Origin of the sequence: Gorillibacterium massiliense (assembly GCF_000455485.1) — a bacterium.
Taxonomy (GTDB): Bacteria; Bacillota; Bacilli; order Paenibacillales; family NBRC-103111; genus Gorillibacterium; species Gorillibacterium massiliense.
In genome coordinates, this window is the sequence record NZ_CBQR020000093.1 from 1 (window position 1) to 21,117 (window position 21,117).

The 21,117-nt window shown below is 50.7% G+C and carries 17 protein-coding genes and 1 riboswitch; of the genes, 1 reads left to right on the forward strand and 16 read right to left on the reverse strand.

From position 1 onward, the window contains the following. From TJ79_RS10890 to TJ79_RS25945, 14 genes are all read right to left on the reverse strand, one after another. Window positions 1-812: TGS domain-containing protein (locus tag TJ79_RS10890; RefSeq protein WP_040950341.1), on the reverse strand; the 812-nt coding region annotated here is incomplete at its 3' end. A gap of 380 nt (window positions 813-1,192) precedes the next feature. Further along, a complete protein-coding gene (gene ytxC, locus TJ79_RS10895) occupies window positions 1,193-2,137 on the reverse strand; it encodes a putative sporulation protein YtxC (RefSeq protein WP_238322953.1) in 945 nt (314 codons plus the stop codon). A 74-nt stretch (window positions 2,138-2,211) separates the two neighbouring features. Further along, window positions 2,212-3,846, reverse strand: a complete 1,635-nt coding sequence (locus tag TJ79_RS10900; RefSeq protein WP_040950342.1) for an extracellular solute-binding protein — start codon at window positions 3,844-3,846, stop codon at window positions 2,212-2,214. A 73-nt stretch (window positions 3,847-3,919) separates the two neighbouring features. Beyond that, window positions 3,920-4,816: a carbohydrate ABC transporter permease gene (locus tag TJ79_RS10905; RefSeq protein ID WP_052339490.1), complete on the reverse strand. Its 897-nt coding sequence runs from the start codon at window positions 4,814-4,816 to the stop codon at window positions 3,920-3,922. 44 nt (window positions 4,817-4,860) lie between these two features. Beyond that, window positions 4,861-5,763: an ABC transporter permease gene (locus TJ79_RS10910; RefSeq protein WP_040950343.1), complete on the reverse strand. Its 903-nt coding sequence runs from the start codon at window positions 5,761-5,763 to the stop codon at window positions 4,861-4,863. Window positions 5,764-5,953: 190 nt separating this feature from the next. After that, the gene (locus tag TJ79_RS10915) at window positions 5,954-7,534 is read right to left on the reverse strand and encodes an extracellular solute-binding protein (protein ID WP_040950344.1); all 1,581 of its coding nucleotides are present in this window, start codon (window positions 7,532-7,534) and stop codon (window positions 5,954-5,956) included. 22 nt (window positions 7,535-7,556) lie between these two features. Beyond that, window positions 7,557-9,344: a cache domain-containing sensor histidine kinase gene (locus TJ79_RS10920; protein WP_040950345.1), complete on the reverse strand. Its 1,788-nt coding sequence runs from the start codon at window positions 9,342-9,344 to the stop codon at window positions 7,557-7,559. Next, entirely contained in the window at window positions 9,341-10,942 is a 1,602-nt protein-coding gene (locus tag TJ79_RS10925) for a response regulator (RefSeq protein ID WP_040950346.1), read from the reverse strand. The genes TJ79_RS10920 and TJ79_RS10925 overlap by 4 nt, the downstream gene beginning before the upstream one ends. 240 nt (window positions 10,943-11,182) lie before the next feature. Then, complete coding sequence (gene mqnC, locus TJ79_RS10930; RefSeq protein WP_040950347.1) at window positions 11,183-12,325, reverse strand: cyclic dehypoxanthinyl futalosine synthase; 1,143 nt, start codon at window positions 12,323-12,325, stop codon at window positions 11,183-11,185. A 119-nt stretch (window positions 12,326-12,444) separates the two neighbouring features. Then, entirely contained in the window at window positions 12,445-13,614 is a 1,170-nt protein-coding gene (locus TJ79_RS10935; RefSeq protein ID WP_040950348.1) for an aminotransferase class I/II-fold pyridoxal phosphate-dependent enzyme, read from the reverse strand. A 422-nt stretch (window positions 13,615-14,036) separates the two neighbouring features. Beyond that, window positions 14,037-15,188 carry a trans-sulfuration enzyme family protein gene (locus TJ79_RS10940; protein WP_040950349.1) on the reverse strand — a complete coding sequence of 384 codons (1,152 nt, stop codon included), beginning with the start codon at window positions 15,186-15,188 and terminating at the stop codon, window positions 14,037-14,039. Further along, window positions 15,185-16,354 carry an aminotransferase class I/II-fold pyridoxal phosphate-dependent enzyme gene (locus TJ79_RS10945; RefSeq protein WP_040950350.1) on the reverse strand — a complete coding sequence of 390 codons (1,170 nt, stop codon included), beginning with the start codon at window positions 16,352-16,354 and terminating at the stop codon, window positions 15,185-15,187. Before TJ79_RS10945 ends, TJ79_RS10940 begins: the two co-directional genes overlap by 4 nt. 19 nt (window positions 16,355-16,373) lie before the next feature. Further along, window positions 16,374-17,306 carry a homoserine O-acetyltransferase MetA gene (gene metA / locus TJ79_RS10950; protein WP_040950351.1) on the reverse strand — a complete coding sequence of 311 codons (933 nt, stop codon included), beginning with the start codon at window positions 17,304-17,306 and terminating at the stop codon, window positions 16,374-16,376. A gap of 82 nt (window positions 17,307-17,388) precedes the next feature. Next, window positions 17,389-17,520, reverse strand: a riboswitch (SAM riboswitch). 73 nt (window positions 17,521-17,593) lie between these two features. After that, a complete protein-coding gene (locus TJ79_RS25945) occupies window positions 17,594-18,172 on the reverse strand; it encodes a helix-turn-helix transcriptional regulator (protein ID WP_052339491.1) in 579 nt (192 codons plus the stop codon). A gap of 531 nt (window positions 18,173-18,703) precedes the next feature. On the opposite strand from TJ79_RS25945, the gene corA reads away from it, so the two are divergent. Further along, a complete protein-coding gene (gene corA / locus TJ79_RS10960; RefSeq protein WP_040950352.1) occupies window positions 18,704-19,639 on the forward strand; it encodes a magnesium/cobalt transporter CorA in 936 nt (311 codons plus the stop codon). A gap of 92 nt (window positions 19,640-19,731) precedes the next feature. Here corA and TJ79_RS10965 read toward each other — a convergent pair whose 3' ends face one another. Then, window positions 19,732-20,562 carry a carbohydrate ABC transporter permease gene (locus TJ79_RS10965; protein ID WP_040950353.1) on the reverse strand — a complete coding sequence of 277 codons (831 nt, stop codon included), beginning with the start codon at window positions 20,560-20,562 and terminating at the stop codon, window positions 19,732-19,734. Further along, window positions 20,562-21,117, reverse strand: a 556-nt coding sequence (locus tag TJ79_RS10970; RefSeq protein ID WP_040950357.1) for a carbohydrate ABC transporter permease, incomplete at its 5' end; no start/stop codon positions are given. The genes TJ79_RS10970 and TJ79_RS10965, both read right to left, overlap by 1 nt.

Here is a 21,117-nt window from a genome sequence, read left to right on the forward strand (position 1 = left end):
AGCCAAAGAGGAAGGCCTTGCCCAATTTCCCGGGAGAAGGTGAAAATTTTCAGTTCTTTGCCCAGTTTGCGGTGATCCCGTTTCTTCGCTTCTTCCAAGAAGTGCAGATGTTCGTCCAGTTGGGCTTTCTTCGCGAAGGCCGTTCCGTAAATCCGCTGCAGCATCTTGTTCTTGGAATCGCCCCGCCAGTAAGCGCCGGCAACGTTAAGCAGCTTGAAAGCTTTGATGCGGCCAGTGGAGGGCAAGTGGGGACCGCGGCACAGGTCGAAAAATTCACCCTGATCATAGATGGTGATCACGGAATCCTCCGGCAGATCATTGATCAGCTCCAGCTTTAACGGGTCTTCCATCGCCGTAAAAATCCGCAGCGCCTCTTCCCGGCTAACTTCCCGGCGGACGATGGGGAGGTTTTCCTGAACGATCTTCTCCATCTCCTTCTCGATGGCGGCAAGATCTTCCGAGGAAATTGGCTTTTCCAAATCGATGTCATAATAGAAGCCGTCTTCGATAACCGGACCGATGCCCAGCTTGACCGCTTTTTGACCGTAAATCCGTTTGATCGCCTGAGCCATCAAGTGGGCCGAGCTGTGGCGCATGATTTCCAGTCCGTCGTCGCTGTCCAAAGTGATGATTTCTACAGCGGCATCCTCATACAGAGGAGTGGAGAGGTCCACCGGCTTTCCGCTAATTTTACCGGCTACGGCGTTCTTTTTCAGACCTGAGCTGATGGACTCGGCAATGCTTTCAATCGTTACGCCGGCGGCGTATTCCCGGACGGCTCCGTCCGGCAAAGTTGCTTTAATGATCGACATGCAAGGTTCCTCCTGTTTCCTTCGATTTCAATTTATGGGCAAAATAAAAACGCATCTCATCCTGAAGGGACGAGTGCGTTTAAGCTCGTGGTTCCACCCTCATTCGATCGGCCGCATATAGCAATATGTGCATACCGATCCTTGAGCATCCGTTAACGAGGATAATTCGGCGGATCTTACTTGCGGCAATCCTCTGCAATGAGAGGCGGTGCCGGGTTCATCACCCGCGGCTAGCAAAGGGGTAAATCCGACCGCCGTTACCGGAAGGAGATTGCACCGTTTCTCCTCTCTCTGGACCGACTGCGCGGGGATTCATGGCTTTGGTTAAGGCCGTTCGCTTGATTTAACTTTCCTACATTATAAAACACTCCGGGTGAAAGTCAACCCGGAGTGTGCTTACGCGGGCTTGCTTTATAAGGAAAAGCGCCCCCCATAGAACAGCGGCATAACTCCGCCCGTTCCTCGAAGATTTGGAATATGGTTTTGATTACGGGGATGTCCGGCTGCTCCGTGTGGATATGGATTTTTGCCGGTGCGACGGAAATGAGAGTGCTGACGATAAGATCCTCGAAATTCAGCTCTTTTTCCAGCGTTTCCACCGTAATACTGTCTGCTCCGCTTGGCTCGATGGGTTTGAATGCCTCATCCAGAAGCACAAATTCGCTTCCGCCCATATGCAGGACGTGAACCGACGGGACCTTCGCCTGTTGAATAAAGACGAAATACTTGAGCAGCGAAATGAACTCCTGATACTGCTTATCCATCAAGTACTCGTCCAGTGCGTAATCGGCCGTTTCTCTCAGCAGCTCCTTATATTCCTTGAGCCTGAACACCAGCAGCCCCTCGAGATTTAGTCCGCCGAAATCCTTCAGGCACGTTTCCACTTCCTGGGCAATCAGACGGATCCGCTCGGGGGGTACCTGCTTTTTCCGCTGCGGCTCCAGTTCCTCGGCCATTTGCCGGCAAAAACCCAACAGACGATTGACCTCGTCTTCCCCTGTATACGCGAATTCCTTAGCGAACAATCCGCGCAACAAGTTCTCCTCTTCCACGTCGACGATGTACCGGGCGAGCCCGCGGCTTGTTTCGCGAAACAGACGCTTCCGGTCCGCCGCTGTCCACTTGCTGTCCCCCCCGTTCATACAGCAAATCGCCTGGTGTGGATGGGGATCAAGCTGCCATAAAATGTTCAAGTGCAAAGGTGCCGTTTGCACATTCAGCATATCCAGGAGCATTTCGGCATGTTCGGCCGAAGCATGCGTGATGGCGATGGTGAAATTGTCCACTCTTCCACTTCCCCTCACCGGACTGACCAACAGTTTCATCACTGTAAAGTATATGGTCATGGGTAAGAGGATATACAGCCAAGTACAGAGAGGAGGCTCGCCAGATTCAGGGATTACTTTTTGGAGGCGAGGAATGCAGAAGCTTGGGCTTCCAGTTCAGTTTTCACTTTATCCACACCTGCTGCTTTCATCTTGGAGACAAGCTGATCAAAGGACGAATCGACGTCTTTAATCGCTCCTACCGTGAAGGGCAGGAAATATTGCGTGGAGACATTCTTTAGGTTCGCAATCTCCGTCTTCACGTTGTCCGAATTGAAGGAGAAGCCAAGATAGGGAATCGGAGCTAAATAACTTTTTACCTTGTTATTCAAATCGATGTAGGAATCCGTCCAGTCGACGCTTGGTTTGAAGAAATCTTTGTTGACGAACCAGAAGCCAGCTGCATCGGGAGGATAAGTGTTGTCTGCTGCCTTCAGACCGTCCGGCAGACCCAGCTTGCCATCGGAGGTAATGACATAGTTCTTGCCTTCAATACCATAATAAGCATTCATGACATAGGATTCATCTTGCATAATCAGATCGAGGGCTTCCATCGCGCGGTCTGGATTTTTGGAGCTAGCGGCGATGGCGACGCCATTGTTCAGCCAACTATTGCTCGGCGCGTGACCTGTCGGAGAGAGCACCGGCATGATGTACGTGTCTATCCCTTTTTCCTTGCAAGCAGCCAGGGTAGCCTGAATATCGATGGAGTTGCCGAATGCAACGCCCGATTTTCCTTCGGGGAAGTTATCTTTCGAACGCACTTTATTGGCGTAGGGATTCTTGTTGACATATCCTGCCTCGTACCATTTCTTCATGATCCCGGCAGCATATTTATAAGCGCTTTGAACCGGCTCGTCGGTCATGCTCAAAACCTTACCCGTCGGATCCTCATTGTCGGTATAGTTGCCGACGCTGGACGGATCTCCGGAGTCAAACGGCGCCCCTTGATAGGCGAATTTCTCGGACACCAGATCGCCGAAAGGCGTGGGCAGATCATATTGGGAATCCAAGTTGAGCGGAATCATGTTCGGATAGTCCTTTTTAATTTCGGCAAAATAAGGCTCAAGCTCGGACATTTTCGTCGGATTCGTCAATCCGGCCTTTTCCATTATGTCTTTCCGGAGTACGATAACGTTCACTTTGCGGTCCGGAGTCGTCGTCGGAATCATGAATTGCTTGCCATTCACCAATGCTGCCTTATAGGCGGCAGGGTCTTGCTTCGCATAATACTTCGGCATATTCTTTTGGAACATGTCGGACGTCAGTTCCATAAAGGACCCCTTGTTCGCTTCCTGAACGTAGAAGTTCCAATCTGCCGTGAAGATAAAATCCACATTTTCTCCTGCTGCGAGAATGAGCGGATACTTCGAAGCGATGTCGCCCCACCCGATGTAGTTGATCTCAAGGGTTGCGTTAATGTCTTTCTTCAACTTTTCGTTAAGACTGGCCATAACCTCCGGCATGCCCTTTGGAGCTTCGCCGAGCAGATAGCCGACGAGCTTCACTTCTTTGGAATGGTCGGCCCCGGTTGTCGGGGAAGCTGTGCTCGTGTCTGTCGAAGCGGCTGCGGAAGCCGTTGGCTTCGAAGAACTCTTTGCAGATTCGCTTGCGTTGTTGTTTTTACTGCTGTTGCAAGCGGTGAGCGTGAACGCCAGAACGACGGACAAGCTCAACATGATCCAGGAACTCATTTTCTTGCTTTTCACTCTAATCCCTCCTTTAATGTGGCCAAACAAATGAAATGATCTATATAAATTCCGGACGACAACGGAACTTATATCAGCCTTTCACGGCGCCTATGGTGACACCGGTAACGAAATACTTTTGGACAAACGGGAAGATGAGCAAAATCGGTCCCGTCGCGATGACCGTCATCGCCAGCTTGAATGTCTCCTTCGGAGCGTTAAGGTTCGCTACGTGCTGAGACATAGCGGCTGACAGATTGATAGAAGAAAGCATTTTATAGAGCAAATACTGAAGAGGAATCAAAGAATCTTTTGTCGTGAACATCATCGCGGTCCACCAGTCGTTCCAGTAGGTCAATGCAGTAAATACCCCAATGGATGCAAGGGCGGGCTTGCTTAAAGGAATGATCATCTGCAGAAAAATTCTCAGCTCGCCGGCTCCGTCAATTCGCGCCGATTCAATGAGCGGCTCGGGAACGGAACTCTTGATGAAGCTGCGGAGGATCAGGATGTACATGACGTTGAACATTGGGCCAAGAATAAGCACCGAATAAGTGTTGGTCAGATGAAGATTGCGGCTAAGCCAGATGTAATAAGGCGCTAAACCGCCGTTGAACAGCGTGGTGAAGAAAAGGAAAAAGGACAGCTTGTTGCGATGCACCAATTCCTTCCTGCCAAGCACATATGCCGCCATCGTCGAGATGAATAAGGATATGGACGTGCCAATGACGGTAACGAGGATCGATACCCGATAGGCGGAGAGCACGTCGCCGGGATATTGGAAAATGAACTTGAACGCTTCAATCGAGAAGTCGTGGGGCCAAAACCAATAGCCGTCTTTAAGGACCGCACTTTCCGAAGAGAAAGCTCCGGCGAGAAGGACGATAAAGGGGATCAAGCAGACTAGGGCGATAATCGTAACGATGGCGTAAGAGAGGGCCGTGAACAAAGGGGCAGAATTCAGCTTGCCGCCAGAGGCTTGACTGCTCAAAAGGAACACCTGCTTTCAAATGTTTGTGGGATCGAAGCGGCTGATTAGAACAATGCTTGATCTTTGTCGTACTTGCGGACGAGCCAGTTGGCCGTCAAGATGATAATCAGCGTCAGAACGGATTGGTACACTCCGACGGATGAAGCCATGCCGAAGTCGGCGGAACCCATCAAGGAGCGGAAAGCCAGAGTGTCGATAATATCCGTTGCGTCCATTAGCAAGCCGTTGTTACCGATGAGCTGGTAAAACATATCGAATTCGCCTCTCATGATTCGTCCGAGCCCGAGCAAAATCAGAATGACCATGGTTGGCTTTAACAGAGGGAGAGTGATGCGCGTGATGCGCTGGAAGCGGCTCGCTCCGTCGATCGTCGCAGCCTCGTAAATCTCCTGATCGATGCCGACGATCGCAGCCAGATAAAGAATGCTTCCATAGCCGACCCACTTCCACACGTACAGGAAGGGAAGCAGGAAGTACCAGTAATGCGTGTTGGAGTAAATATCGATGGCTTGCAAATCGAAGAAACGCAGGATTTTGTTCACGATTCCGTACTCATAATTCAGAAAGTTATAAACAAACGCCGAGACCGTAACCCAAGAGATAAAGTAAGGGAGGAACATCAGCGTCTGGCTTACCTTCTTGAACCACTTGTTGCGAATCTCGGATAGGAACACGGCGGCCACGATGGAAAAAAACGTATAGCAGCCAAGGAACATGAGATTATAGACCATCGTATTGCGAGTTACGAGCCAAGCCTTCCCCGAAGCGAAAAAGTAATGGAAGTTATCAAAACCTACCCACTCGCTGAAGAACATGCCTCCCCGGCGGGTATAGGATTCGAATGACATCACAATGCCTGTCATGGGAATGTAAGCGAATACAATAAAATACACGGCGACCGGTAGAAACATAGCGTAAAGCAACCAATTTTTGCGAATATCCTTCATGCGACAACCTCCGTTAATCTCTCCAAGTAAGATCTCTTTCTTTATGGTTCTATCGTATCGAATGGAGGTAACGCATCCCACAGGGCAAACCTACGATTATCTTAGATAATCGCAACTACCGCCATTTATTTGCCTTTAAACGCAAAAAAGCCCTCCCAAAGGCTTTCCTTGGGAGAGCACCATTACGTCGTCAAGGAGTTTGCTTGCTTGCCAGATAAGCAGCTCCTTGCTTCTCGACTTCCGCTTTCACTTTATCGATGCCGGCCTGCTTTAATCGGGCGGACAAGGTATCGAAGGCGGCATCGACATCTTCCGCTGCGCCGATGTAGATCGGTTGCGCGTACTGGGTCGATACGCTTTTCAGATTCGCGACTTCCGTCTTCACCTTATCGGATTTAAATAAGAAGTCCAGATACGGCACCTTTTCTGTAAGCGATTTGATTCGCTCCTGCAAGTTTCTGTAGGAATCCGTCCAATTCGCAACGGGCTTGAACTGCTGCTTATTGACGAACCAGAAGCCCGCCGCGTCGGGAGGATATGCATCGGCCTCGGAGGTTGACCCTTTTGGAAGTACGATACGCCCGTCCGAATCCAGTGTATAGTTAATCCCCTCTACTCCGTAATAGGCCAGATTCACATAGGAAGGCTCCTCCATGAGCAGGTCAAGAGCTTCCAAGGCGCGTTCCGGATTTTTGGATGAAGCCGCGATAGCCACGCCGTTATTCAAAGAACCCGCTCTCGCCACCTTGCCTGAAGGATACAGCATCGGGAACGGATAAATGTCAATCCCCTGCTCCTGGCACGACTGGAAAACATCAATTAAGTCGATGGAATTGCCGAAGGCGATTCCCGATTTGCCGCTGCAAAAGTTATCCTTCGAGCGAACGCTGTTCGCATACGGATTCTTATTGACATAGCCTTTGTCGTACCAATCTTTCATGGTTCGCGCTGCTTCCTTCTGCCAACCGAGTATCGGCTCTTCCATCATGCTGTAAATGGTGCCCTTGGGATCCTCCAAGTCCGCCGTTATCCCTTGGGCAAGGGGATCGCCCGAATCGAAGGGCGCGCTAAACCAGGCAAATTTTTCGGACAACAGATAGCTGTACGGAACGGGCAGGTCATACTGGGAATCAAGGTTCAGCGGAATCATGCCGGGATAGCTTTTCTTGATTTCCGCCAAGTAGGGCTCGATTTCCGAAAACTTCGTGATCCCCTTCATCCCCGCCTTGTCCATCACGTCTTTGCGAAACAAGGCGACGTTTGTCTTGTTATCCGGCGATGAAGTCGGAATCATGTACGGCGTACCGTTTACTTCAGCGGCATCAAGGGCTTCCGGCGCCATTGCTGTCATGTGCCGCGGCATATATTTTTCAAGAAGCTCCCGGCTAAGGGGGTAGAATGTCCCTTTTACCGCTTCCGATGCATAGAAGTTCCAATCCGCCGCGAAAACGAAGTCGACATCCTGACCGCTCGCCATCACAAGCGGATACTTGTACGAGACGTCGTCCCATCCGATGTAGTTGATCTCCATCGTCGCATTGATGTCCTTTTTCAGCTTCGCGTTAATCGCCTCCATCACCTGGGGCATGCCCTTAGGAGCTTCCCCAATCAAATAGCCGACGATCTTCACTTCCTTCTCATGGCCGGGGAGATCCACCTTTGCATCCTTCCCGGTCGATGTGCATGCGGACAATCCAAAGGCGAATAGAGCAAGAAACGCCAGTAACAGAGCGCCTTGTAGATTTCTTTTTCTCTGTGTCGTCAGTCTCATCCGGTTCATCCACCTTCTTCTGCTAGTCCTCTCTGCGTTCGGGCAGACGCAAGACGACACGTGTCCCCATTCCTGGAGAACTGTAATATTTCAATCCGTATTGCAAGCCGTAGGAAAGCTGCAGCCGCTCCTCGATATTACGAACGCCGTAGCTGCCGCGTTCGCCTTTTTCAGCAGGCCGAAGAATGGCGCTCAACGTATCCGCGTCCATGCCTACCCCATCATCCGCGATCTCGATCAAAAGATCCCCGTTGTCCGTCCAGGCGGCCACGCGAATCTCGCCTTCTTCGCTCTCCTTCTCCATGATCCCGTGTAAGATGGCATTTTCCACCAACGGCTGGAGCAAAATCTTGGGCATGCGGCAATCATAGAGATCTCTCGGCACCTGGAATTCCAGCCGAACATTTTCCTCGAATCTCATGTTTTGAATGCGAACATACGCCTCAATATGCTTGAGTTCGCTTTCCAGCGTAACGTATTCCTTACCGCTCGACAAGCTGAGCTTGTAGAAGGTGGCCAACTCGTCTACAACCCGTTTAATGTCCTGGGCATCCGACTCGATCGCCATAACGTTGATCAAATCCAGCGTATTGTATAGGAAATGAGGATTAATCTGCGCTTGCAGCGCCTTCATCTCCTTGTTCTTGACCTCGCGGCCGAGGGATGACTTTTCCTCAATCAGTTTCGAGATATTTTGGACCATCATGTTGAAATTGTGGGTCAATTCACCGATCTCATCCTCGTTTACCGGCAGGGGGGCAAGTTGGAAATGGCCATGCTTGACCTTGCGAACATGGACGATCAGGCGGCGGATTCGCTTGGTTGCCGACTCCGCTACGAAAAAAGACAACGGCAGCATGAACGGAACGACGAACAAGAATATCGAAATGATGCGGTTCCGCGCCTTGATGGTCGATTGCAGGATGTCTGAGTAAGGCACGACCAGTGCAACTTTCATATCCGTATGCGGAATCACTTGAACGCCAAGCAAATGCCGGCTGCCGCCGATCGGGTAATTATCATTGTAGAAACTATCCTGCGAGTCTGATGCAGTATATAGAGTATTGACCTCCTTCACCAGTTCATCCGAATAAGCAAACTTGTCGGAACTGCCAAGAAGCTCTCCTTCATCGTTGAACAAAAACGCCGTCGCGTTCGGTGTCAAAATAGCGTGATTGAGCACGGACTCCATTGCGGTCGATTTCACCCTGGCACGAACAATGCCATTGAACTGCCGAATGTCGTGGTCATCCGGAATTTTGCGCAGGACGGTCAATTCCCGGCTGTCGGCATCCGCTTCCAGCTCGGTTGATGGCAGCCAGGTAACCACCTCGCTGGTTTGGGCGCAGCGGATATACCAGGGTTGCGTCATGATTTTCTTCATGTCCAAAAACTCCGCATTCTCCGTCGCTCCGGCCAATCCCTGGCTCATATAGATTTGAATCGTCTCGATATCGTCGTTATAGCGAAACTGGTTGATCAGCCTGGACATCTGCAGCGCGCCCATATGCCAGACGTCGATATCCTGATAAGGCGCGGAATCCGCCACGACAGCCTTCTGCACCAACTCGTTGAAGGCGATAAAATTCAAGATTTCTGTAATCGCTTCGGATTTGTACTCCAGATACGCTTTCGTCTCATCGAGCATCTTGTGGGAGGAATAGACCGCGGCTTCCTTGTTTTCACGCTGCGTCGTACTGATATGGATGAACAAAAGCAGCAGGAATGGAATCAGGATGACGAAGACATAAGTCGCGAACAGCTTGTAGCGAATGCTTAGATTGAACGGCCGTTTGAACGCTTTTCTCATCGCATCATTTTCTCCCTGTATTCGGAAGGAGTGCAGCCCACTTTCCGTTTGAAAAAGATCGTAAAATAATTCGAGTCGGATATGCCGACTTGCATCGATACTTCAACAATCTTCACTTTCGGATCGCTCAGCAGTTCCTTCGCTTTGTTGATTCGCGTATCCATGATATATTCCTTGATCGTTTGCTTGGTCATCTTCTTGAAACAAGCACACAGATACGTCTCGCTAAGCTGAACATGGTCGGCGATGGCCCGAATCGTAAAGCCTTTTTCGTGAAAATGAGCATGAATATAGCGGATGATCTCTCTCATTTTGCCGTTCCCCGACCCCGAATCCCCTTCGTCCGGTTCGGCCATCACATCCAGAAACGACAGAACGTATTCCTCCAGTGCGTCCAGACTCGGAATGCGGTCGATTTCTTTCCACATATACCGCCTTTCCGTATCCTCCGAAATTTCAGCTAAACCAAGCTGAATGACCGTCTCCATGACGGCGATCAGGAATTGAAAGTACGTATCCTTCAAGCGCGGGATGTCCAAGTCCTTCATCTTCCGCGCGTAAGCCGTCCATTCCAGTACGATCCGTTTTGCATCGTCCACGTGACCTTTGCGCAGATGATCTCGCATGAGCCGAACTTCTTCCCAATTCGTCACAACAGGAGCATGATTGCCCAGGGCATCGGAGAAGACGGGCTTCATTCCGTTCTCGTAATACTGGCAAGCACATGCCTGGGCGGCAAGACGGTACGATGCCGGGATTCCGACATAGGAGGAAGCCGGTTCGCCGATTCCGATCCGCAGGTCGATAACCGGCCCCGCGATCCTCCGAAGGTCGGAATAGATCTCTTCGATCGTCGCTCGTCCGTCGCGGTACGCACTTCTAAAGTCGCCAGAGATGACGAGAACCAGAAAATCGCTGGAATCGAATCCCGCAAGCGCTTTCAACTCTTGAAAACGTTCGTGGCTTGAGATGGCTTCCAGGATTCGCTGCTGCGTGATTCCAGGGTCTTCCGGCAAATCGGCCGGACTCCAATAAAGGCTTGCAACCACCACCGTGAAGGAACCCTCGATCGGCAGCAAAAACGTCTCCTTGCTCTTCAAGGCAGGAATCACATGGGGAGACTCCGGGTTTGACACGAGCCGCCTGACCATCTCTTGTCTCAAGTAGGGCAGACTGCGGTCGAAGCCTTCCTGCAGCATGCGCTCTTCCTCCCGGCGCTTCTGTTCTTCCCGGCGCAGCCGGATGGCGGATTCCACTACATCACGGACTTCATTTAAGTTAACGGGTTTTTCAATATAAGAAAAGGCCTTCAGATGAATGGCAGACTTCAAATATTCCTTATCGGAGAAGCCGCTTAGAAAAATCAACTGGCAATCGGGGTCGGATTCCCGGTAACGGCTGGCGAATTCGATGCCGCTTAGCTTCGGCATGCGGATATCGCACAGGATGATGTCCGGCTTCTGTTCCAGCGCGATCTCCAATGCCTGCAAACCGTTGCGCGCTGTCACTACCCTGTCAATCCCGACGGCATCCCACGGAACGAAATCGCGCAGCAATTCCCTCGTTCGCCTCTCATCGTCCACGATCAACAAATCCAAGAGAAATCCCCCCTGATTCATAAAGCTCCATGATGACTGAAAACGGAGGAGAATGCCCACGATCCCAGCGGACATGACTCCGTCATTTCATTATAAAAGGAAGAAACCTCGCTGCATACATGACAACTCTACGATTTCCTTTGCTTTTCCAACTGCGGACTGAATTCTTGCCAACAAAAAAGAGACTCGAGAAATTCTCGAGCCCCTCAAATTGCTTATCTGCGTGAATCTGTTCACCACTCAGTTTTGCATGACAAAATCGTTATCGATCTTCTCATTTACGTCATCGAACATGCGCAGAATCTCGTAGCGGGTGTTGCGCTGCGCCGGGATTTTGCCGGCCTCGCGGATCATTTGCAGCGTCGAGGTGATGTTCACCTTATGGGTGGCGCCTGCGGCGGAAACGACGTTTTCCTCGATCATCGTGCTGCCGAAATCGTTGCAGCCGAAGCTGAGGGTCTTTTTACCGATTTCCGGGCCCATGGTTACCCAAGAAGCTTGGAAGTTGGGAATGTTATCGAGGAACAATCGGCTGATGGCGAGAGTTTTCAGATATTCCTCCGGCGTCGCCTTCACTATTCCCTTCATGTTGGTATTATCCGGCTGGAAGGTCCAAGGGATAAATGCCAAGAAGCCCGGTGTCGGATGCTTGGCGGCCAAGGTGCGATCCTGCGCCTCGCGAACCCGCAGCATGTGCAGCGCTCTCTCCTCATAGCTTTCGCCGAAGCCGATAACCATCGTCGCCGTTGTGCTCATACCGATGCGGTGGGCGGTTTCCATAACCTCCATCCACTCTTCCCAGGAACCTTTCTTACGGCTGATTTTCCTCCGGGTGCGATCGTCCAAAATTTCCGCTCCGCCACCGGGAAGGGAGTCCAGTCCAGCTTCGTGGATCTGGCGAATCACTTCCTCCAGGGAAAGACCGTCCGAAACCTCTTTCATTTTCCAGATCTCAGCCGGAGAAAATGAGTGCATCGTGATACCGGGGAACCTCTTCTTGATTTCCCGCAGCAGATTCGTGTAATAGGAAAAAGGCAGGTCTGGATTGGTGCCGCCTTGCATCAGCACTTCCGAGCCGCCTACATCCAGCGTTTCCTGAATCTTGCGGAAAATCGTCTCATCCGGCAGCACATAGCCTTCCGCTGAGCCCGGCGGGCGGTAAAACGCGCAAAAACGGCAGTACACATCGCAGATGTTGGTATAGTTAATATTGCGGCCAATTACAAAAGTAGCAATAGGGTCCGGATGCCATTTCAGCATGATCTTGTTGGCGGCGGCGCCCATTTTCTCGATTTCGTCGGATTCAAACAGCGTGACGCAATCTTCGGTATCCAAGCGGCCTCCGTTTACGGCTTTGTCCAGAATATCATCTATTATCTTCAACTTGTTCACTCCTTGCCCATGCCGTGATAGATGGACTTTAGTTTCAGTAGGTCAGTAGTTTAATCGTACCATACTCCACCTGCCGCCGTCCAAAGAGATGAACCATTTCATTTCAGGGATCACTGGTGTAAAATTCCACTTTGACGAACAGCTTCCACTGCCTGCTTCAGAGCGTCTTCATCTTGAACCAATGCCATCCGGACATAACCTTCGCCCGAAGGCCCAAAAGCACTTCCCGGTGTGACAATGACTCCTGCCTTCATCACCAAATCCATGGCAAAATCCTCCGACTTCCCGTAATGGGAAGGAATCATAGCCCAAACGAACATCGTCGCTTCGGGCTTTTCCATGTCCCAGCCGATCTCCCGGAATCCGTCGCACAAGATATCCCTGCGCTTTTCGTAAGCCTTTCTCGTATCCTCCACGCACGACTGGTCACCAGAGATAGCAGCGATCGCCGCCTTTTGCAGCGGTAAAAACATGCCGTAATCCATGTTGGATTTTAACCGCTTCAATCTTGCGACAACCTCCGCGTTACCGACGCAAAAGCCTATCCTCGCTCCTGCCAAGCCGTAGGTTTTGGACAATGAGTTGAACTCCACCCCTACGTCCTTTGCACCCGGAAAAGCCAGGAAGCTGCCTACCGTTTTTCCGTCAAACACAAGCTCGCTGTACGCGTTGTCATGAAGAACGATGATTTCATATTTCTTAGCAAAAGCGATCAGGTCCATGTAAAATCTGTCCGGGGCCAAAGCGGTGGTTGGATTATTGGGATAGGACACGATCATAAACCGCGCTTTTTGGGCCACGGTCTCGGGAATATCCTGCAGGCGGATCACATAGCCGTTTTCCTTTTTCTGCGGCATGTAATAAAGCTCGGCGCCGGCGATGAGCGGGCCATCCGCAAACACGGGATAGCACGGGTCGGGTACCAGCACCGTATCTCCCTCGTCTACAATAGCCAGCGAGATATGGGCAAGTCCTTCTTGCGAGCCTAAAAGCGAGCAGATTTCCGTCTCGGGATCGAGCGCCACCCCGTACCGGTTCTTATACCAGAGACTCACCGCAGCAAGCAATTCTCTCTGGTCGCTGACCGCATAGATATAGTTCTTTTCATCCGCAGCGGCAGCGCATAAAGCTTCGACGATATGCTTTGCAGGCGGTGTGTTGGGCGTGCCGACGCTCAGGTCGATAACCGGCTCTCCCTGTTCTAAGCGCCTTCTTTTGATCTCCAGTAATTTCGTGAAAATGCCTTCGCCGAAGCGGTCCATTCGTTTCGCAAACTGCATCGTGGGCTGCTCCCTTTTATCGTTTCGTTAGAGGTGACTATAGCATATCTGCTTGCCGTTCGCTGTATAGAAGCTCATCCAGGAAAATGGCAACATCAGTCGCTATAACATGGAAGTTATGGCATTCATCTCGTTGTACCGTTTTTACGTTGCTGTGGCATTGTTATGACCATGCTCCGAGCTACTGGTAGTGATGCGAAATTCTGTATTTGATACAGGATTTTTCTGCATGCAGCCACAGTTGGCATGAAATATTGGATTTTGTGCGGGATTTTATCCACCAAAGGAGGTTCCACGGCCAAAATTCTGTATGTTATCCAACAATTTTGCTTATTCCTCATCGATAAGCCCATAAAAGGTTCATAAAATCCAATATTCCCGCTAAGAAAAAAGGGAGCCATAGGCTCCCATTGAGCGATGCGCTACCGCAACGCCTGTTCCAAATCCTCGATCAGATCTTCGATATCTTCGAGACCGACGGAGAAGCGCAGCAGCCCGTCGCCGATTCCCCGCTGATGCCGGACCTCGCGAGGCATGGAGGCATGGGACATCATAGCCGGGTAGGAAAGGATGCTTTCTACCGCTCCGAGACTTACGGCAACCAGCGGAATCTTCACTTGGCTGAGCACCTTTTTGGCCCGTTCGCCTGAACCGGTATCGAAAGATACCACTGCGCCGTAGCCAAGGGATTGCTTCTCATGAATCTCCCGTCCCGGATGGTTAGGCAGTCCCGGATAATAGACCTGCTCGATGTCGCTGCGGCTGGAGAGCCAGTCCGCCAGCTTCCGGGCACTCTCTTCTGACTGCTCCATCCGCGCTTTCAGCGTCTTCATCCCCCGCATCAACAGCCAGGAATCCTGCATGCCCAGTACGGTACCAAGACCGTTCTGCAGTTGCTTGACTCTGCGTCCCAAGCTGTCGTTGGCTACAACCGTGAGTCCCGCCAGTACGTCACTGTGGCCACCTAGGAATTTCGTGGCGCTGTGCAGCACGATATCAACGCCAAGCTCGATGGGTCGCTGGTGATAAGGAGTCATGAACGTATTGTCCAGCATGGTAAGCAAATCATGTTCCTTCGCCCATGCCGTGATCGCCGCGATATCGGTTATTTTCAACGTCGGGTTGGAGGGCGTCTCCAGAAAGACGGCTTTCGTATTCTCCTTGCGGGCGGCATAAACCGCGTCCAGATTCGTCATATCCACAAAGGTCGTCTCGATATTCATGCGGGTTAAAATCGTCGTCAATAGACGATAAGTTCCCCCGTAAACGTCCTCCGTACAGATGACGTGGTCGCCGGCGGAAAGCAGCATGAAAGCAGAGGAGATGGCAGCCATGCCTGATGAGAAAGCAAACCCGCGGGTTCCCCCTTCCAGCTTGGCGATGTAGTCCTCCAGGGCTTGCCGTGTCGGATTGCCGGAACGGGTGTAGTCGAATTCGGGTGGATTCTCCAGATCGAAATGATGGAACGTGGAAGCCTGGTAAATCGGCACGCTGGATGCCCCCGTAGCTGCGTCCACCTCCGCTCCGAAGTGAATCAATTTCGTGGCAAATTTACGGTTTGACAAATCACTCACACCAAAACGCCTCCATCAATCTCTTTTTGCGCCGCTGCCAAGGCTTGTTCCAAATCGGCAATCAAATCGTCCGCGTGCTCAATCCCTACGGAGAAGCGCAGCAGACGGTCGTCGACGCCCACTGCCAAGCGGATTTCTTCAGGAATGTCCGCGTGAGTTTGAACCGTCGGATAGGTCATGAGCGATTCCGTGCCGCCCAAGCTCTCTGCAAAGAAGATCAGCTTCAGATTCCGCAAAATCGGCGCCACATAAGCAGCCTTCGTCACTTTAAACGAAAAGATTCCGGTATTGCCCGAAGACTGGCGACATTGAATATCGTAGCAGGGATGGGTTTCCAACCCCGGATAATAAACTTGAGCCACCAACGGATGGCTTTCCAGCCAGCGAGCGATGGTCAATGCATTTTCCTGATGCCTTTCCATACGGATCGCCAGCGTCTTCATTCCCCGCATCAACAGCCAGCAATCTTGAGGACCCAGGACTGCGCCGATGGAATTTTGCAAAAATGTGATCTGTTCCGACAGCTCTTTACCTTTCGTCACAACCAAACCGGCAAGAACGTCGTTATGTCCTGCCAAATATTTGGAGGCGCTATGAATAACGATATCCGCCCCCAATTCCAACGGGCGTTGGAAATAAGGAGTGAGCAGCGTATTGTCGACAATGACCGTTAGCCCGTGGGTTTTCGCCCAGGCGCTGATGCTCGCCAAATCGGTGATCATCATCAGCGGGTTGGTCGGCGTTTCGATGAGTACCGCCTTCGTTTCCGGCCGGCGATTCGCCTCCAGCGCATCCAGGTCGTTGGTGTCTACATAGGTTGCGGTGACTCCAAACCGGCTCATGATTTTCTCCAGCAGCCGATAAGTGCCACCATAAAGATCTAGAGACACAAGCAGGTGATCCCCTTGGCTAAACAGAGCGAAAATCGTCTGTAACGCCGCCATTCCGGAACTGAAAGCAAAACCGGCGTCCCCGCTTTCCAACTGGGCGATGGCTTCCTCCAGTACGGAGCGGGTCGGGTTTCTCGTACGCGTATAGTCGAATCCTGTGCTTTGTCCAAGCTGCGGGTGGCGGTAGGCAGTAGCATGGTAAATCGGAAAACTAACTGCGCCCGTCTCCGGTTCTTTGGTCGAGCCGATTTGCGCCAAACGACTTTCGATCTTCACTCCATCATCTCCTTAACGGCTACTTTGTATCTATTGAAACCTTTTTCTTCAGTTCAAAGGGGGTTTCCTGGTACACGTAATAGTTCAGCCAATTGGAAAATAGCAGGTTGGCATGGCCCCGCCACAACGTCAGCGGCGTTTTCGTCGGATCATCGTTCGGGTAGTAATTTTTCGGAATGTCAATCTCCATGCCTTTGTTAACGTCCCGATCATATTTCCACTTCAAGCTGAGGGGATCATACTCCGAGTGGCCGGTGACGAAAATTTGCCTTCCATCCTTTGTCGCGGCGAGGTAAACGCCGGCCTCATCGGATACGGACAGAATCTCCAGCTCCGATACGCGCTCCACATCCTCGAGCCGTACTTCGGTATGGCGGGATTGGGGTACGTAAAAGATATCATCAAACCCGCGAAGCAGCTTCACGTTGCGCTTGTTGAGGGTGTGGGGGAAGACGCCGAACATTTTCTTTTCTAGCGGATATTTCGCGATGCCGTAATGATGGTAAAGTCCCGCCTGCGCCGCCCAACAGATATGAAAAGTAGAAGTGACATTGGTTTTTGACCACTCCATGATTTCCTCTAATTCCTGCCAATAATGAACGTCTTCAAAATCCAGCGTTTCCACGGGAGCGCCGGTGATGATCAAGCCGTCGAAGGATTCGTCCTTGACCTCGTCAAAGGTAAGGTAAAAGGCTTCCAGATGTTCGGTAGACGTGTTTTTCGATTGATGGGTGCGAGGATGCAGCAGCACCGCTTCCACTTGCAGAGGAGTATTCCCGATCAGCCGGAGCAACTGGGTTTCCGTCGTCTCCTTCGTCGGCATGATATTCAAGATCGCAATGCGCAAAGGCCGGATATCCTGATGGAAAGCCACCGTTTCATCCATGACAAAAATATTTTCCTCATGCAGAACTCCTTTTGCCGGCAAATGGTCAGGAATTTTAATCGGCATTCCACTTTCACTCCTCTTTCATAAATAATAAATAGCCTTTCTCGAATGGAGAAAGGCCAGCATTAACAAGGTTAAGTGTCCTCTCTCATCTCTCAGGCCCGGAATAAACCGTTCCTGCAAGAATTAGCACCGTGCATCCCTCAGTCTACTGAACTGAAAGTTGCCGGTTGCCGGGTGTCATCGGGCTAGTCCCTCAACCTGCTCTTGATAAGAGTTTACGCAACATAATTTAATTTTAAAGGTTTAGTTACATTATACACATTATTATAAAAGGAGCAAGAGATGGTTCACTCGGCATTTCTGGAAATACTCCGCACGACGCTCCATACTTTCTTCATCGCCTCTTTAACCTCTTCCGGAGCATCCGACAGTTGCCGAATCCAGCGTTCCGGGCGCCCTTTCTCCTCTTGCACTTCATTTATCTCTTCAATGGGTTCCGCTTTTTCCAATCCGAACAATTCGTCCAGCGTGACTTCCAGCAGTTCCGCGATGGTTTTCAACTGACTCAGCCCAGGTTCCGCCGATGCATTTTCGATATCGATATAATCGAATTTCGAGATGCCCAGCTTATCCGCCACTTCTTCTTGCTTCAACTTTTTCTTCTTGCGGACTTCCTTGATTCTGGCGCTGACTTCCTTGGAGAAATCGTCCACTTCCTTCTTCGCTACAACGGTTTCCGTAAGTAACGCTTCCCGAGTTGTGGATAGCGCAGTCGCTAACTTCTCCAAACTTCCTTCCCGTATCTTTTGAATTCTTCCGCTCTCCCAGCCATTAATGGAAGCTAATGATGCTCCTGTTTTTTCTGCTAATTCTTGTTGACTTAATCCTTTTTCTTTACGCAGATGTTTTAAATTTTGGGACAGCACGGCACTCAACTCCGATCATGAAATTAGGTTTAAATTAATTTTAAATGACAAAATTGATTTGTGCAATTTATTCTCGATGATTTATTCATTTATATTTTTAACAGGAATTTTATAATGATCGGGTCTGGTCATACTAATCTTTAAAGCGCTGCCAAATTCCGCAAAAATGGATCCTATTTCGACAATCGCCCGCACTTGTGAAGAAATCGTCGCATACCCTAAAAAGGATGTCTTGAAGAGCGCGCGACGTACAGTTATACTAGACAAGCAGCATAGTGCTAGCACTGTGCGGCCATGCTTTCATGCATCTTGCAAGAAGCGTGAATCGGTACGACAAAGTCGTGTGAAAAAGGGGTGCACACCGTGGACGGGGACCGACCTAGGAGTCGATCGAACATTATTTTTGCCGACAACCGAAAATGGCTTGATGCACCGTACATGACGTGACGCTCGGGTTCCGATGCTTCTGCACGTGCCGGTCGGCATCGGCTGTTTTCACCTTGCCTGGTAACATGAAGGAGAGTGAAACAGATGAAAGCACGCCTGGTGCACAACGGAGTCTTTACCCTGATAGAAGACGTATCCGAATGTATCAATCCGCCGGAAACCGGCTTTTACTGGATCGATGCGGAGACAGAGGATCTGGAAATTCTCCAGCCGCTGTTCCATCTGCATGATCTGGCCGTGGAAGACTGTTTAACCGAAGAAGAACAACGGCCGAAAATCGAAGTATACGATACCCACTACTTTACCGTAATGAACAGCATCCGTTTCGATGACGAAGAGATTTTCCTGCGGGCGCTGAACATGTTCCTCGGGAAGTTCTATATCATTACCGTCACCCGTCAAAAAATCAACGAGATCCGCAAGCTGAAACCGCTCCTGTGGGAAGAAGAAGTCGATACGCCAGACCGGTTCATGTACCATCTTATCGACCTTGTGGTGGACAATTACTTCCACGTCGGCGACCGGATCGAAGCCCGCATCGAGAAGCTGGAAGAAGACATTCTCGTCCAGACGAAGAAATCCCACCTGAATGAAATCATCGGTCTGCGCAGTGAAATTTTGTGGCTGAAGCGCGTCCTCGGCCCGCAAAAAGAACTCATCGCTTCCCTTAATCGCAAAGAGCTGCGCCTTATCGACAACCAACTGCAAAAATACTTCGGCGATATTTATGAAAACACCGTTAAAATATCCGATACGTTCGATACCTTCCGCGACTTGATGGCGAACTTACGAGAAGCTTATCAATCCAGCGTAGCCAACCGCGCCAACGAGATCATGCGGATTTTTACCGCGGTGACGACCATCTTCATGCCCCTCACCTTCATCACCGGTTTTTACGGGATGAACCTGATCAAGCTGCCCGGTACTCGGTCGCAGCATTTCGATCTGTACCTGTTGGGTGGAATGGTGCTGCTGAGCGCATTCATGTTGTTTTTCTTCCGTAAAAAAGATTGGTTGTGACGGTCGCGCTGCGTTTAGCGGACCTTAAAATACGATAACAAAGAGGAGCTGCCCAATACGGGCAACTCCTTTTTCTATGACTATATGAACGATTAGCCTTTCACCGCGCCGGCGGTCAAGCCGCTGACGATGTATTTTTGCGCAAACAGATACAGGATGAACACAGGCAGGGACGTCATCACCAGATCGGCAAAGATGAGGTTCCAGTCCCGGCTGTACTTCCCGTAAAAGTTATAGACGGAAAGCGGCATCGTCCAGTCATTGCTGTTCGTCAAGAAGTAGAGCGGGATGGTGACGTCGTTCCAAACGGACATGAACACCATGATCAGAACCGTCGTATTCACCGGAAGGATGAGCGGCGTGATGATCCGGAAGAATACCCGGAACATGCCCGCGCCTTCGAGGAAAGCTACCTCATCCAAGGCTCGCGGAATCGACTTGATGAAGCCGTTGTATAGGAAGACGCTAAATGCAGTGTTCAAAGAGGCATAGATTAAGATAACGCTAGTGATCGAACCGTAAAAACCGAGCCATTGCACAACACGAATGGTCGTGATGGTAGACATGGGAGCGATCAATCCCATGAAGAAGAACAGGTAAAGAAAGTTCGACAGACGCGATTCCCGGCGCACAAGCACGAAGGAAGCGGCGGACGTGGTGATGATATTGATAATGCAAGAAACACCCGTGATCAAGATGCCGTTCCAAAAAGCATGGAGCAGGTTGCCTTCCTCAAACACGGTCTTGTAGTTATCGAAAATCCATGTTTTCGGTAGCTTCAAGGAAAAGTCAAGCACTTCTACGTTGGTTTTAAAAGAGCCGAATATCATGATCAAAACCGGAACCAAAATAATGAGAGAACTCAGGATCATGATGGCTTCAATGAGATAGTTGCGCCAAGCCAGGCGTTGCTTTAAGCTCATTATTCACTAACCTCCTTGCGGCGCATGAACAGCAGAAGTGGAATCGAAATGATGGTGACGGCGATGAAAAGCAAGGTGTTGATCGCCGTACCGAGCCCCCAACTGCCTTCGCCAAAGGAACGGAGGATGATAGTGCCGACGACCTGGGACGCATTGCCGGGTCCGCCTCCGGTAAGCACGAATACTTCCGAAAAGACCTTCAAGCCGCCGATGAGCGTCAGCATGACGTTAATGTTGATAGCCGGAAGCAAGAGAGGCACCGTAATGTAACGGAAGCTTTTCCAGCCTCCCGCGCCGTCGATAGTAGCCGCTTCGTAATAGTCCTTCGGAATCGACTGCAGGCCGGCCAAATAAATGGACATCTGGAAGCCTGCAGATTGCCAGATCGCGACGAAGGCGATGGTGAAAATAACGATGGACGGATTGGTCAGCCATGCTTGGGACAGCGAGCCGAGTCCGATCGCCCCGAAAAATTTATTGATGGAACCGTCGGCGCGCAGCATCGGCGTAAATACGATCCCGATGACCATGATGCTCAGGATGGAGGGCGCGTAA